Origin of the sequence: Rhodoblastus sp., assembly GCF_041915505.1 — a bacterium.
Classification (GTDB): Bacteria; Pseudomonadota; Alphaproteobacteria; order Rhizobiales; family Beijerinckiaceae; genus Rhodoblastus.
The window spans coordinates 1-14,701 of the sequence record NZ_JAYSBG010000037.1 but is presented as its reverse complement, the minus strand read 5'-3'; the positions used below and the strand labels follow the sequence as shown (position 1 = coordinate 14,701).

The 14,701-nt window shown below is 64.5% G+C and carries 11 protein-coding genes; 6 read left to right on the top strand and 5 right to left on the bottom strand.

Annotated features, from left to right (window positions below):
- Positions 1–586: 586 nt before the first annotated feature.
- Together ACE3S9_RS04495 and ACE3S9_RS04490 are read left to right on the top strand one after the other, a co-directional pair.
- Positions 587–865 (top strand): type II toxin-antitoxin system Phd/YefM family antitoxin, encoded by a 279-nt coding sequence (locus ACE3S9_RS04495; RefSeq protein ID WP_374545237.1) that lies wholly within the window; start codon positions 587–589, stop codon positions 863–865.
- A complete protein-coding gene (locus tag ACE3S9_RS04490; RefSeq protein WP_374545236.1) occupies positions 862–1,299 on the top strand; it encodes a type II toxin-antitoxin system VapC family toxin in 438 nt (145 codons plus the stop codon). Before ACE3S9_RS04495 ends, ACE3S9_RS04490 begins: the two co-directional genes overlap by 4 nt.
- A 96-nt stretch (positions 1,300–1,395) precedes the next feature.
- On the opposite strand, the gene ACE3S9_RS04485 is transcribed toward ACE3S9_RS04490, so the two are convergent.
- The 3 genes from ACE3S9_RS04485 to ACE3S9_RS04475 all read right to left on the bottom strand — a co-directional run bounded on the left by ACE3S9_RS04485 (position 1,396) and on the right by ACE3S9_RS04475 (position 4,681).
- The gene (locus ACE3S9_RS04485) at positions 1,396–1,689 is read right to left on the bottom strand and encodes a hypothetical protein (RefSeq protein ID WP_374545235.1); all 294 of its coding nucleotides are present in this window, start codon (positions 1,687–1,689) and stop codon (positions 1,396–1,398) included.
- A 519-nt stretch (positions 1,690–2,208) separates the two neighbouring features.
- Positions 2,209–3,174, bottom strand: coding sequence for an IS481 family transposase (locus ACE3S9_RS04480; protein ID WP_374545234.1), 966 nt, complete (start codon positions 3,172–3,174; stop codon positions 2,209–2,211).
- A gap of 166 nt (positions 3,175–3,340) precedes the next feature.
- Positions 3,341–4,681 (bottom strand): tyrosine-type recombinase/integrase, encoded by a 1,341-nt coding sequence (locus ACE3S9_RS04475; RefSeq protein ID WP_374545233.1) that lies wholly within the window; start codon positions 4,679–4,681, stop codon positions 3,341–3,343.
- Between the two features lie 648 nt (positions 4,682–5,329).
- Between ACE3S9_RS04475 and ACE3S9_RS04470 the strand changes: the two genes are divergently transcribed.
- Genes ACE3S9_RS04470 through ACE3S9_RS04460 form a run of 3 tightly spaced genes read left to right on the top strand, consistent with a single transcriptional unit; the run spans position 5,330 to position 10,600 of the window.
- Entirely contained in the window at positions 5,330–6,466 is a 1,137-nt protein-coding gene (locus ACE3S9_RS04470) for an acetyl-CoA C-acyltransferase (protein WP_374545232.1), read from the top strand.
- The gene (locus ACE3S9_RS04465; RefSeq protein ID WP_374545231.1) at positions 6,466–8,787 is read left to right on the top strand and encodes a 3-hydroxyacyl-CoA dehydrogenase NAD-binding domain-containing protein; all 2,322 of its coding nucleotides are present in this window, start codon (positions 6,466–6,468) and stop codon (positions 8,785–8,787) included. Before ACE3S9_RS04470 ends, ACE3S9_RS04465 begins: the two co-directional genes overlap by 1 nt.
- 34 nt (positions 8,788–8,821) lie before the next feature.
- Positions 8,822–10,600: an acyl-CoA dehydrogenase C-terminal domain-containing protein gene (locus ACE3S9_RS04460; RefSeq protein WP_374545230.1), complete on the top strand. Its 1,779-nt coding sequence runs from the start codon at positions 8,822–8,824 to the stop codon at positions 10,598–10,600.
- 164 nt (positions 10,601–10,764) lie between these two features.
- Here ACE3S9_RS04460 and ACE3S9_RS04455 read toward each other — a convergent pair whose 3' ends face one another.
- Positions 10,765–11,802 carry an AraC family transcriptional regulator gene (locus ACE3S9_RS04455; RefSeq protein WP_374545229.1) on the bottom strand — a complete coding sequence of 346 codons (1,038 nt, stop codon included), beginning with the start codon at positions 11,800–11,802 and terminating at the stop codon, positions 10,765–10,767.
- Positions 11,803–11,934: 132 nt separating this feature from the next.
- On the opposite strand from ACE3S9_RS04455, the gene ACE3S9_RS04450 reads away from it, so the two are divergent.
- Positions 11,935–13,008, top strand: a complete 1,074-nt coding sequence (locus tag ACE3S9_RS04450) for an AraC family transcriptional regulator (RefSeq protein ID WP_374545228.1) — start codon at positions 11,935–11,937, stop codon at positions 13,006–13,008.
- A 14-nt stretch (positions 13,009–13,022) separates the two neighbouring features.
- Here the strand turns inward: ACE3S9_RS04450 and ACE3S9_RS04445 are convergent.
- A partial coding sequence (locus ACE3S9_RS04445; protein ID WP_374545227.1) for an AMP-binding protein occupies positions 13,023–14,701 on the bottom strand: 1,679 nt, incomplete at its 5' end.

The following is a 14,701-nucleotide window of genomic DNA, read 5'->3' as shown; positions in this document are numbered from 1 at the left end:
CTCGGCGGCGGCGAGCGGGCCGGCGATTTTCGCCCAGGGCAGCGGGTCGGGGATCTGGCGGTAGGAAAGCAAGGGTTTGATAACCTTAACAGGAATCATCGAAACAGAAGCTATCATGATGATGGCTTCCGTCATAGAACATTCGGTTCCGCTCAAGACTGACTATCGATAATGACGGCTTATCGATAGTCAGCGGCGCGAACTCGCAAATCGGCGCTTCTGGCGGCCCGGAGCCCCGAAAATCATGCCCGCCGGGCCTCCGATCGACGACAGGACGCGACCACCGCCAGCCCCCTGCCCTCCTCCGGACGCTTTCCGGGCGCGTTCATCAGCGGGCTTCGAGCGCGGCGAGGTCCTCGTCGGTCAGATCGAGGGTTTAACCGGCCTGCCGGCCCGACGATCGCTGTCGGCCGCTTGGGGCCGGTCGACCGCCCCAGCCGCGTCAGCCCGCGCGGCGGCCCGCGGCGCTTCCTTCCGTTTTCGTCGGGATGATCCCGGAACGGCGCCCTGCCCGCGCGGCGCCGGTTGAAGATTGCCGCAATTCTCCTTATAGTCATAATAGTCATTATAGTCATAGGAGCGGATCGTGACAACCTTCCGAAAGGCGCCGGCGCCCGAATCCGATCACTGGACAGTGGCGGGCGCCAAGGCGCGGCTGTCCGAGGTCATCGAGCGCGCCCAGACCGACCCGCAGATCATCACCCGCCACGGCAAGCCGAGCGTCGTCATCGTGTCGGCCGAGGAATGGGCGCGCAAAACCGTGCGCAAAGGGACGCTGGCCGAATTTCTGATGGCGTCGCCGCTGCGCGATTCCGCTCTCGATCTCGATCGGGTCCGCGATCAGCCGCGCGACCTTGATCTATGAAGGTGCTGCTCGACACCAATGTGCTGTCGGAGGTTCGCCGACCGGCGCCCGATCCAAAAGTGCTCGCTTGGCTCGATGCGATCGACGAGGACCGGGCCTTCATCAGCGTCGCGTCGATCGCCGAGCTGCGGCGCGGCGTCGCCCTGATGGACGACGGCCGGCGCCGTGAGGCGCTTTCCGCCTGGCTCGCCGAGGATTTGCCGGCGCGCTTCGCCGGGCGGATCCTGCCGATCGACCAGGCGATCGCCGAACGCTGGGGCGATCTGATGGCGCAAGCGCGCCGGAGCGGCTTTGCACTTTCCGTCATGGACGGGTTTTTCGCGGCCACGGCGCTGGTCCACGAACTTGTCCTCGCGACTCGCAACACCAAGGATTTTGCGCAGCTTGGGGCGCCGCTGTTGAACCCCTGGACGGATGAAGAAGGGCGGCGATGACCGCTCCTGCCCGCCTTCCCGACGCCGCGTCGCTCCGAACCGTCCTCTGCTCGACTTAAGCCCCAGCCGACGCGGCCCTCGTTGCCGCCCCCGGCGTCATGTTTTCCTGGCTTTGACTTCAACCTGGGCCGGCTCGACGATGACGATTGGCGCGACGCCGGCCGGATCATCCGTCCGGACGTTGCGCCCGTCGACAAAGGGCGGCCGGAGTTGAAGGCCGAGATCGCCAACGACGGAGGGGATCTTGCCGGGCTGTGGCGTCGCCTGAAGAAGAACGACCCGCAGATCGCCGCATGGCGGGGGATCGGTTTCCTCTTCGCCCCGGCCGGACCGGGCGCGGGCGACTGTATCCAGCGCTCGATCGCGAAATTGAGTGGCGCGCCGGCTCAATCGTCAATCTGGACCAGCGGCGAGCCGCTCGCCCCAGACGGACATGGTGCGCCACATGCCGTCGCCGCGGCCAGACGGCCGCCAATTGGGCTTCGGCAAGCCAGTCCGATCGGTCCTGACTCGGCGTTGCGAACGCGGCGGCGGTTCTTCACTTCGAGGCCGCGATGCTCAATCTCATCGTCCGGATGCAGGCGTGAGGGCGGGCGTGGCGCGCGGGGCTCTCGGGTGTTCGGGGCCGTGGCGCGGATCGGGCGGCGGGTTCTAACGTTCGGCAGGTTGCCTGGGGACGGGAAGGCGACAGCCGCTGTCGTGTCCTGGAACTGATTTGGCCGAGCCGCCCACGTCGTCCTCGATAGGGCTTGTCTGACCGAAGGCCGGCGGCGCTGAGGCGCCGGCTCTCTCTGGACGCCGGCAACGGCCGGCCGCGACTTTCTTCCCTTGCCGTCGCCACCCCACGCGATAGCTCGCGCGGGGACCCCGTCGGCGCCGTCATTCCTCGCGAGACAACAAAGCCGCGCCCTAGCTGTTTAGTCCCGGCATTAGCTGGAGCGGATCAATATTGAATCGTTGTGGCTCCGAGGTCCAGCATTTGCAGATGAACTCGTAAGGCGTGATGCCTTTGAGGGTCTTGAGCCGTCGTCCGAAATTGTAGGCGTCGACGAAGTCGGCGAGATGGCGGCGCAACTGGTCGTGATCGTCGTAGTGATACCGTTTGACGGTCGCCTCTTTGATGGTGCGGTTCATCCGCTCGACCTGCCCGTTGGTCCATGGATGGTTGATCTTGGTGCAGCGATGCTCGATGCCGTTTTCCTGGCATCTGAGCCCGAACATGTGCGTTGACCAGCGGGCTGTCGGTCCGTCGGAATATCGTGGAGGCAGGCGGAACTGGATGCCGTTGTCGGTCAGGACCGTGTGGATTTTGTACGGGACGGCCTCAATGAGGGCGACCAGGAAAGCCGAAGCGGTGACGCGGTTGGCTTTTTCGACGAGCTGCGCGAAGGCGAATTTCGACGTGCGGTCGATCGCCACGAACAGATAGAGCTTCCCTTCCGCCGTCTGCACTTCGGCGATGTCGATGTGGAAGAAGCCGATCGGATAGGCCTTGAACTTATTCTTTGCGGGTTTGTCGCCTTCCGTCTCCGCCAACCGGCTGATCCCATGGCGTTGCAGGCAGCGATGCAGTGACGAGCGCGTCAGCTGCGGGATGGTCGCCTGCAACGCATAAAGACAATCGTCGAGCGGCAGCAGCGTATGCCGGCGAAAGGCGACGACGATCGCCTCTTCCTCGACCGACAGCACGGTTGACCTCGGCTCTTTCGGGCCGGTCGGCAGGTCAGCGACCGAAGCTCGGTTGCGCCATTTGCGCACCGTCTTCTGATTGATCCCGTAACGCTTCGCCAGCGTCCTCAGGCTCTCTTGACTATTTTGTATCGCTCGACGGACCGCCTCAGTCGTCGTGGCGCATCCGTGTAGAACCTGGCCCATAGCGCATCCTTCCATTCCAGCGAAAAGATTGCACCATTAAAGCCTGGGATCAAACAGCTAGGCTCGCCTTTCGGGCAAACCGGGCGAACTCCTTCGTGACGTAAACGCTCATCCCCGGCAGTACCCGCCGAGCACAAGAAACACATAGCTCTTAGGACTACGAAATTCAAGCGGCATCGATACGGCGTTCCCCTTCCCCAGAGGGTCGGCCCAGCCACCCATCGGACTGTCGGGCAGGAGCCCTCCCGAGGGCTTGCTCGATCTCCTCGGCGATCTTGTTGGCTGCGAGGAGCAAAGCCTTGTCGAGGTGGACATAGCGCTGGGTGACGCCCCGCCCGGTGTGTCCCAGCAGGCCCGCGATGGTCAGTTCGGAAAACCCGAGGTCTCCGGCAACGCTGGCGAAGGTATGCCGAAGAACGTGGGGTGTTACGCCCTCGAGCTTGGCCACTAGGCAGAGCCGCTGGAGAACCCGGACGACGCCAACGAAGTGGCCGTCGCCAGTCTCGCTCGGGAAGACGTAGGGATTCTCTTCTCCGCCGGACGGTTGGGCCAGAAGCAGCTTGAGGGCCGGCTGGCCGACGGCGCGAAGCTGGGCGCCGCTCTTCGTCGTGGGAAAGCGCACGCATGGGGCATCCGGATCGATCCAGGCCCGCTCCAGCGTCAGCACTTCCATTCGACGGAAGCCGGTCAGGAGCATGAGGCGAATCGCCGCCAGCGCGACGGGACTTTCCTCATCCGCCTGGCGGATCGCCTTGCCGAGGGCGGCAATCTCCCCCAACGACAGGCGTCGCTCGACCTTGTTGTCCGTGCTGACCTTGCGGACCCCCTTCGCGGGGTTATGGCTGATAAGATGCAGCCGGGCGGCCTGTTCGAAGATCGTGTGCAGCATCCCCACCGTGCGGCCCGCCACGCCGGCGCCGCCGGTAGTCACGCCGCCGCGACCCTTCCGGGGTTTGGCTGTCTTCCCGCCGACGACATCGGCCTGAAAGCGTTCGATGTCGGTGAGCGCCAGACTTTGGACCTTTCGATCCCCGAGTAGAGGACGGACATGAGTTTCGATCCGGCTGCGGTCGAGGGCCAAGGTCTTCTTGGCGATCGGGCGACGACGGCGGCCGAGCAGTTCGCCGCTCTCCGCCTTTTCGAGATACCAGTCGCAGATCTCTGCCACGGTAGGGGCCGCGCGCGCGGCGCGCTTCTCCGCGACGGGGTCACCTCCCTGCGCGACGCTACTGAGCTTGTTGCGGGCGAGCTTGCGGGCCTCCTCGGCCGTCAACTCGGCCACGGAGCCCAGCGTCAGGCGTTTGCTCCTGCCCTCGGGGTTTCGGTACTGTATGATATAGGCGCCCACGCCGGTCGGCTTGAAGCGGACCCCAAAGCCCCGTAGTTCGTCGTCCCAGGCGACAACGTCTTTCTTGGAATCTGGCGCAGTTTCCTCATCTCCAGACTCGCTTTCGTTGGCCTTCTTAGGGCGAAGGGAATCGACGAGCCGCTTTGTGATTCTTGCCATCGCCTGCCTCCTCTGGTTTGCTTACCCGGTCGGCATCATAGCACACGGGTAAGCAGCGGGTAAGCAGGAAGCAGAAAAGTGGAGCGCAGCCTGGCGGACTCTGTCGTATTTATCCTATTGAATAATATTGGAATTGCGTTGGACGGCGCAACACATCGCATCGGAGAGAACGCTTTCCGCCTCTTGCCAAGGTTGGGGTCGAGGGTTCGAATCCCTTCGCCCGCTCCATTTTTACAAAATTAAAGAACGACTTAGGCTGGCCGATTTGATCGGGCGGCCTTGCGTGCGTTCATCCTTGTTCCGGGCGCGGCCAATCCGCCTGTCAGCCATCTGTTTCGTCAGCCCTTGACGAAACGGATCCCGCCTTCCGAACGTTTCCTCCAAACGTATCTTCCGCGCGCTCGCAAAGGCCGAGCGCATCGCGCCGCCCGCCGGCTCGACTCAAAATAGTTCATATATAAACTTTTTTCTTGACCCGAGCCGCTTTGCATTTTACCTACAGAGGCGAACAAGAAAATGGGGCGGAAACAAAAGCGCGTCGCGCCGGCGTCGGTTGTCGACAGCCACACTCGATCCCGACAGGACAGGCCGCGACCGATCCGCGCGATCGGCCTCGCTCAATGCACGTTTTGACAATTGGAGACTAAAATGACGAAGGCGGTCATTGCAGGCTACGCGCGCTCTCCTTTCGCGCTCGCCAAGAAGGGAAATCTGGCTTCGGTCCGTCCGGACGATCTGGCCGCCCAGGTGGTGGCCGGTCTGGTCAAGAAAACCGGCGTCAAGCCGGAGGATATCGAAGACCTGATCCTCGGCTGCGCCTTCCCCGAGGGCGAGCAGGGCTTCAATGTCGCCCGCCTCGTCAGCCTGATGGCCGGCCTGCCGAAATCGCTCGGCGCCGCCACCGTCAACCGTTTCTGCGGCTCGTCGATGACCTCGATCCATATGGCTGTCGGCGCGATCGCCGCCGGCGCCGGCGAAGCCTTCCTCTGCGCGGGCGTTGAGAGCATGAGCCGCGTGCCGATGATGGGCTTCAACCCCCTGCCCAATCCCGATCTCTACGCCAAAATGCCCGACGCCTATATCGGCATGGGCGATACGGCCGAAAATGTCGCCGCGCGCTGGAAGATTTCACGCGCCGAGCAGGAGGCGTTCGCCGTGCGCTCGCACCAGCGCGCCGCCGCCGCCCAGGCCGCCGGTAAGCTGGCCGATGAGATCATCCCGATCGTCGGGCGCAAGGGGACCGTCGACGCCGACGGTTGCATCCGTCCCGAGGCGACGCTGGAAGGCCTCGCCACCCTGAAGCCCGCCTTCAACGCCAATGGCGTCGTGACCGCCGGCACGTCCTCGCCGCTCACCGACGGCGCTTCGGCTGTGCTGGTGACCAGCGAGGATTACGCCCGCAAGAATGGCCTCGCCATTCTCGCCGCCATCAGGAGCATCGCGGTCTGCGGCTGCGAGCCGGACATTATGGGGATCGGCCCGGTCGGCGCCAGCCGCAAGGCGCTGAAGCGCGCCGGCATCGAGGCCAAGGATCTCGATGTGATCGAACTGAACGAGGCCTTCGCCAGCCAGTCCATCGCCTGCGTCCGCGATCTCGGTCTGGAGATCGACAAGGTCAATCTCGACGGCGGCGCCATCGCGCTCGGCCATCCGCTCGGCGCCACCGGCGCGCGCATCGTCGGCAAGGCTGCGAGCCTGCTGAAGCGCGAAGGCGGCAAATACGCGCTGGCGACCCAGTGCATTGGCGGCGGTCAGGGCATCGCGACCATTCTGGAGGCCGTGTGATGGCTGAGATCAAGAAGGTCGCCGTCATCGGCGCCGGCGTCATGGGCGCCGGCATCGCCGCGCAAATCGCCAATTCGGGCGCGCCGGTCGTGCTGCTCGACATCGTTCCGGCCGGCGCGACCAATCGCAACGCCGTCGCCGAAGGCGCGGTCGAGAAAATGCTGAAGACCGATCCCGCGCCCTTCATGAGCAAGGCGGCGGCGAAGCTGGTCACCACCGGCAATATCGAGGACCATCTCGATCTGCTCGCCGATTGCGACTGGATCGTCGAAGTCGTGATCGAGCGGCTCGACATCAAACAGGCGCTCTACGGCAAGATCGAAGCCCATCGCAAGCCGGGCAGCGTGGTCTCGTCCAACACCTCGACGATCCCGCTGCACAATCTGGTCGAGGGCCAGCCCGAGAGCTTTGCGCGGGATTTCATCATCACCCATTTCTTCAACCCGCCGCGCTACATGCGGCTGCTGGAGATCGTGACCGGCCCGCAGACCCGCGCCGATGCCGGCGCTGACGTTGCGGCCTTCGCGGATTACCGGCTCGGCAAGAGCGTGGTCTATTGCAAGGATCGCCCCGGCTTCATCGCCAATCGTCTCGGCGTCTACTGGTTGCAATCGGCGGTGGTCACGGCTTTTGAACTGGGCCTCGACATCGAGGACGCCGATTCCATCATCGGGCGGCCGTTCGGCATTCCCAAGACCGGCGTGTTCGGCCTGATCGACCTTGTCGGCCTCGACCTGATGCCGCATATCAACGCCAGCATGGCCGCCTCGCTGCCGCCGGAAGACGCTTTCCATGGCATGAACCGTCCCGCGCCTCTGATCGAGCGCATGATCAAGGACGGCTATACCGGCCGCAAGGGCAAGGGCGGCTTCTATCGCGTCAATCGCGAGCTGAACAAGCGCAAGGAAGCCATCGACCTCAAGACCGGCGATTATCGCGTCCAGAAGAGGGCCCGCGTCGAGGCGGTCGAGGCCGCCGGCAAGAGCCTGACCAAATTGTTCGAGCATGACAGCGTCCACGGCCGCTACGCTTGGACGGTGATGCGCGAGACCTTGTCTTATGCCGCCGCTCTGGTGGGCGACGCCGCCGACGAGATCGAGTCGATCGATGAGGCGATGCGGCTCGGCTACAACTGGAAGAGCGGCCCATTCGAACTGCTCGACAAGATCGGCGTCGATTGGTTCATCGCCCGTCTGGAGCAGGAAGGCCGCATCGTGCCGCCGATCCTGCGCGCGGCGCAGGGCCGCAGCTTCTATCGCATCGAAACCGGCAAGCGACAGGCGCTGACGCTCGACGGCGATTACCGCACGCTGACCCGCCCCGACGGCGTGCTGCTGCTGGAAGACATCAAGCTGAATTCGCAGCCGGTGCTGAAGAATGGTTCGGCCTCGGTCTGGGACATCGGCGACGGCGTGCTCTGTTTCGAATTCACCAGCCGGATGAATTCGCTCGACGCCGATATCGTGGCCTTGCTCACCAAGACCATCGAGCTGGTGAAGAAGAGCTACAAGGCGCTGGTGGTCTATAATGAAGGCTCGAATTTCTCGGTCGGCGCCAATCTCGGCCTCGCTCTGTTCGCAGCCAATATCGCCGGCTGGAACGAAATCCAGGGCCTCGTCGGCATGGGGCAATTCACCTATAAGGCGCTGAAATATTCCCCCTTCCCCGTGGTGGCGGCGCCTGCCGGCATGGCGCTCGGCGGCGGCTGCGAAATCCTGCTCCATTCGGACGCGATCCAGGCCCATGCCGAGACTTATGCCGGTCTGGTCGAGGTCGGCGTCGGCCTGATTCCGGGCTGGGGCGGCTGCAAGGAAATGCTGGCGCGCTGGCAGGGCCTCGGCAAGCTTCCGAAAGGGCCTATGCCCGCCGTCGCCAAGGTGTTCGAATATATCAGCACCGCGACCGTAGCCAAATCCGCCGCCGAGGCGAAGGAAATGCTGATCCTGCGTCCCGACGACGGGATCACCATGAACCGCTATCGCCTGCTCGCCGACGCCAAGGCCAAGGCCTTGTCGCTGGTCGAAGGCTACAAGCCGCCGGAGCCGCCGACCTATGTGCTGCCCGGTCCTTCGGGCCGCGTCGCGCTGAACATGGCGGTCGACGGTTTCGCCCGCCTCGGCAAGGCGACCAAGCATGACATTGTCGTCTCCGGCGCGCTGGCCGAAATCCTGACCGGCGGCGATACCGATCCGACCGAGATTGTCACCGAAGACCGGATGCTCGAACTCGAGCGTCAAGGCTTCATGAAACTGATCCGCGATCCCGACACTTTGGCCCGGATCGAGCACATGCTCGAAACCGGCAAGCCGCTCCGCAACTGACCGCGACAGCGCGAAAGCAGAGAGAGGAAGCTCCATGCCCGCCTATAAGGCCCCGCTGCGCGACATGCGCTATGTGCTCTACGATCTGATGGATGGCGACGATCTGACGTCGCTGCCCGGTTATGAGGATTTCTCCCGCGACACGGTCGACGCCGTGCTCGAGGAAGCCGCCAAACTCTGCGAGGAAGTGATCCAGCCGCTCAACCGCTCCGGCGACGAGGAAGGTTGCCATTTCGAGAACGGCGTGGTGCGCACGCCCAAGGGCTTCAAGGAAGCCTATGATTTGTTCCGCGCGGGCGGCTGGACCTCGATCGCCTGCGATCCGGCCTATGGCGGCCAGGGCCTGCCGGCGGCAGTCAATATTCTGGTCGAGGAAATGCTCTGCTCGGCCAACCTGTCCTTCGGCATGTATCCCGGCCTGTCGCATGGCGCCTATGTCTCGCTGCACGGTTTCGGGTCCGAGGAGCTGAAGGCGACTTATCTGCCCAAGCTGGTGGACGGCGAATGGACCGGCACGATGTGCCTGACCGAGCCGCATTGCGGCACCGATCTCGGCCTGCTGCGCACCCGCGCGGCGCCGCAGGATGACGGCTCTTACCGGATTACCGGGACCAAGATCTTCATCTCGGCCGGCGAACATGATCTCGCCGACAATATCATCCATCTCGTTCTCGCCCGCCTGCCGGATGCGCCCAAGGGCGTCAAAGGCATCAGCCTGTTCGTCGTGCCGAAATTTCTGGTCAAGCCGGACGGCTCGCTCGGCGCGCGCAACGGCGTCGCCTGCGGCTCGATCGAGCACAAGATGGGCATCAAGGCCTCGTCGACCTGCGTGATGAATTTCGACGACGCGCAGGGCTGGCTGATCGGCGAGCCCAACAAGGGCATGCAGGCCATGTTCGCCATGATGAACACCGAGCGCCTCGCGGTCGGCGCGCAGGGCCTCGGGCTGGCCGAAGGCTCCTATCAAGGCGCGGCGACCTATGCCCGCGAGCGCCTGCAGGGCCGCTCGCTGTCGGGCGCCAAATATCCCGACAAGCCGGCCGATCCGCTGATGGTGCACCCCGACATCCGCCGGATGCTGCTGACCCAGCGCGCCTATATCGAAGGCTGCCGCGCGCTCGCCGTCTGGGCGGCGAAAAGCCTCGATATCGCCAAACACCATCCCGACGCGGCGACGCGCCGCAACGCCGATGATTTCATCGCCGTCGTCACGCCGGTGGTGAAGGCCCTGATGACCGATCTCGGCTTCGAGGCGACCAATCTCGGCATGCAGGTCTATGGCGGCCACGGCTTCATCCGCGAACATGGCATGGAGCAATTCGTTCGCGACTGCCGCATCGCCCAGATCTACGAAGGCGCCAATGGCGTGCAGGCGCTCGATCTGGTCGGCCGCAAGATGCCGGCTCATGCCGGTCGCTATCTGCGCAGCGTGTTCCATCCGATCTCGAATTATATCGCCGCGAAAAAGACCGACCCGGCTCTGGCCGATTTCATCGGCCCACTGGAAAAGGCTTTTGTTCGCCTGCAACAGGCGACGACCCATGTCGCGCAGAAGGGCATGGTCCGTCCCGACGAAGCCGGTGCGGCGGCGAGTGATTATCTGCGCCTGTTCGGCCTGACGGTTCTGGCCTTTCTCTGGGCGCGAATGGCTGAGAACAGCCTGCCCAAGGCGGAGAGCGACGCGTTCTACCGCGCCAAGGTCCTCACCGCCCGCTTCTACATGGAGCGCCTGCTGCCGCAGACCGGCGCCCTGCTGCAGGCGATCACCTCCGGGGCCAAGACCATGATGGCTTTCGAGGAAGCCGCGTTCTGAATCGCAGATCGTGAGGGGGCGGAAAGGCGATGGTTGGATCCTGGCTTCATCCGTTGGAGCCGGTTCTGGCCGCGCCGTTCCGCCCTCCGTCTCGACTTCTTAGCAGCGTCCTGCCAGCCCACAACCAAAAATCCGATCCCGGAGTCGAACGCCGCGTCGCACCCTCACGCCGGCGCGGCGCGGCGGCGGAATTCCTGCGGCGAAAATCCGGTCCAACGGCGGAACGCCTGCCGGAAATTGGCGGCGTCGCTGAAGCCGAGTTCGCCGGCGACATCCTCCAGCGGCAAAAGCGAGTCGCGCAGCAGCTTCACGGCCGCGACGAGCCGCACGTCATTGACCAGTTCGGAAAAGGACGTGTTCTCGTCGCTGAGGCGTCGCCGCAAGGTGCGCTCGGGAATGTTCAATTGGCGCGCGATGGCGTCGAAGCACAGGGCTTCGCGATCCGCAGCGGCGATGCAGGCGCGCATTTTCGCCGCCATGCCGCCGCTGCGTTCGATATCCTGCGTCGCCCGCTCGCAGAGCCGCTCCATTTCGGCGAAACTGGTCGTATTGCCGCGCGGATGGCGCCGGTCGAGATAGGCCGCGTCGAAGACCAGCTTGTTCCGCCCGCTTTCCACGAAACAAGGCGCGTCGAACTCGCGCTCGAAGGACGCCGCGAAATCGTCGCGGCGATAAGCGAGATGAAGTTCGCGCGGGCGGAAGGCCTCGCCCAGCAATTCGCTGTGCAGCGCGACCAAAGTGCCGATCTGCATTTCCACGATGAAGCGGTAAAGCGCCTGGTCGATGCGATGATGCGGCAGCGGATCGAAGACCCACGCCGCGCAGGCGCCGCGCTCCTCGATCGACAATTGCACGGTCGGCGCGGCGAGATGATGATAATCCACCGCGAAACGGATCGCCTGCCGGAAATCGGGGCTGCTGAGCAGTCCGAAGCCATAGGCGCCATAGCAGGTGATCTGGTTCCGGCGCCCGGCGCGAAAAGCCGCGCCCTGCGGTGCGCCGGAACGCGCCGCCGCCGCGAAAACGGCGATCATCTGATCGATCGAGACCGTGGCGGAGGCGGCGCGGATCGCCGCGGGATCAAGCCGCGCGTCGTTCAGCAGCGCATTCGACGAAACGCCTTCCGCGCCGAGCGCGTCGGCGAGGAGCGCAAGTTTGACCGGCGGATAAAGCGGGAGATTCCACGGCACGAAAATGCGCATCGGCCTGCTTGTTTCGACCCTCGTTCATGCGGCGCAGGAAAGACGCCAAAGTGCAAAGACGCGAAAGTGCTTGGCGGCAGGCGTCTCGCCTGCCGCATTTTTTGCAGTTTAATGAAAAGCCGGGGACGATCATTGACCGGAGACAGCCAACGCATTGACTTGCCGCGCCTCAACTTGCCGCGCCTTGCGCCGCGATCGAGCGGCGCGACCTCCTCGGCCTGGGTCAAGGGCGTGATCGACCTGCTCGAACGCCGCGCGCTCGACGTCGATCTCCTGCTCAGCCGCGCCGGGATCGACAAGGCCCTGCTGGACGCGCCCGACGTGCGGATCGAAACGGAAAAGCTCAGTCGGCTGTGGCGGCTGGCTGCGGAAATGTCCGGCGACGACGCCTTGGGACTGAAGTTTTTCGCCATGCCGAAACCGGCCAATTTCGACATCGTCAGCTACGCCATGCTCTCCAGCGCCAATCTGCGCAGCGCGCTCGGCGCCTTCGCGCGCTATCTGCGCCTGGTCAGCGACGCCGCGCGCGTGCCGATGACCGATCTCGACGGCGGCGCCCTTCGCATCGGTCTGGAAATCGACGGCGGCGGCGAGGCCCCGCCGCGCCAGCGGGTGGAATTCGCCATGGCGACCTTCTTCACCTTCTGCAAATGGCTGACAGGCGCCAATCTGCATCCGCGCGCGGTGTTCATGGCCTATCCGGCTCCGCCCGACCCGGCCCTCTATGAAACGGTGTTCGGCTGCGCGGTGACCTTCGACGCCGGCGTCAATGCGGTCGACCTCGACGGCGCCGTGCTCGACGCGCCGCTGCCCGGCCATAATCCAGCGATCGAATCCGTCAATCGGGACATGATTTCGCAACGGCTGCAGCATATCGACCGCAGCGATCTCGTCCGCCGCGTGGAGCAGGCGATCGGCGAAGGTCTCGTCCATGGCGTGCCGCGCCGGCAGGACATCGCGCGAGCCCTGGCGGTGAGCGATCGCACCCTGCAGCGCCGCCTGCAGGAGCGCGGACTGTCCTTCCAGAAGATCGTCGACGACACGCGGCGCGATCTCGCGCAGCGCCTGCTCGCCGAGCCCCGGCTATCCAATGCCGAAATCGCCCATCGGCTGGGCTTCGCCGAGCAGAGCGTGTTCTTTCGCGCCTGCCGACGCTGGTTCAACCTGCCGCCGGGCGGCGTGCGGCGACGCCAGACGCCGGACTGAAACGCCAGTCTAGATCAGCCGCGCAAAATCTCATCCTTGAGCACCCGGCGCAGCACCTTGCCGACATTGGATTTCGGCAGATCCTCGCGGAATTCGATCCGCCTCGGAATCTTGTAGCCGGTCAGGTTTTCGCGACAGAAGGAGATCAGTTCCTCGGCGGTCAGGTCCGGATCGCGCCGGACGATGAAGGCGACCACGGCCTCGCCGGAATGCGGGTCCGGCGCGCCGACCACGGCGACGCTCGCGACCTTGTCATTCTGCATGAGAACGTCCTCGACCTCGTTCGGATAGACGTTGAAGCCCGAGACCAGGATCATTTCCTTGAGCCGGTCGACCAGCTTGATCGAACCGTCCGGCAATTCCATCGCCACGTCGCCGGTGCGGAAAAAACCGTCCTCGGTCATGACCACGGCGGTCTCATAGGGCCGCCCCCAATAGCCCGCCATCACCTGCGGTCCGCGCACGCAAAGCTCGCCTGCTTCACCTTTTCCGACGACCTCGCCCTGCGCGTCGCGGATCGAAATATCGGTCGACGACAGCGGATAGCCGACGGTTCCGGTGAAGGCCTCGATGTCGAACCGGTTGGTGCAGACGATGGGCGAAGTTTCCGACAGGCCATAGCCTTCAACGATCGGCTTGCCGGTGAGCTTGCGCCAGCGCCGCGCCACCGCCTCCTGCGTCGCCATGCCGCCGGCGACGCAGCCGAACACTTTGGAAAAATCGACCTTGGCGAGTTCGGGATTGTCCGCGAGCGCGGCGTAAAGCGTGTTGACGCCGGACAGCATGGTGAAGGGCTGGCGCCGCATCAGCTTGATGAGGCCGGGAATATCGCGCGGATTGGGCACCAGCAGGCAGGCGCCGCCGGTCGCCAGGAAATAGAAGCAGCACACGGTCAGCGCGAAAATGTGATAGAGCGGCAGCGCCGTCACCATCACCTGCGGCCCGTCATTCGTCAGGAAGCCGCCGAACCACAGCCGCGCCTGCATGATATTGGCGGCGACATTACGGTGCAGCAGCGTCGCGCCCTTGGCGATTCCGGTGGTGCCGCCGGTATATTGCAGGAAGGCGATGTCGTCGGGCCCGACCGCGACCGGGGCCAGTTTGCGGCGGCGGCCCGCGCGCAGGGCGGCGGCCAGGGTCAGGCTATTGGGCAGGTCGAAGGGCGGGACCATTTTCTTGACGCGACGCGCCACGAAATCGACCAAAGGGCCCTTCCATTTCAGCAGATCGCCGGCGGAGACCACGACATAACGCTCGACCGGCAGTACCGGTGCCGCCGCCGCCGCGGTATGGGCGAAATTTTCCATCACGAACAGGAAGCGCGCGCCGGCGTCGCCCAACTGATGCTCGATCTCGCGCGCGGTATAGAGCGGATTGACATTGACCACCACGCCGCCGGCGATCAGTACGCCGAGCAGGACGACCGGATAGGCCATGAGATTGGGCATCATGATCGCGACGCGATCGCCCTTTTGCAGCCCCTCGCCCTGAAGCCAGGCGGCAATGGCGTCGGCATGGCGGCCCAGTTCCTCGTAAAGCATCGGAACGCCGAAACAATCCAGCGCGCGGCGCCCGCCCCATTTGGCGCGGCTTTCGGCCCAGATCGCGACCAGCGTATCGGCGCCGGTCAGATCGATTTCCGCGGGCACGCCCGGCGGATAGGACGAAAGCCAAGGCCGTTCGGCAGGCGCGC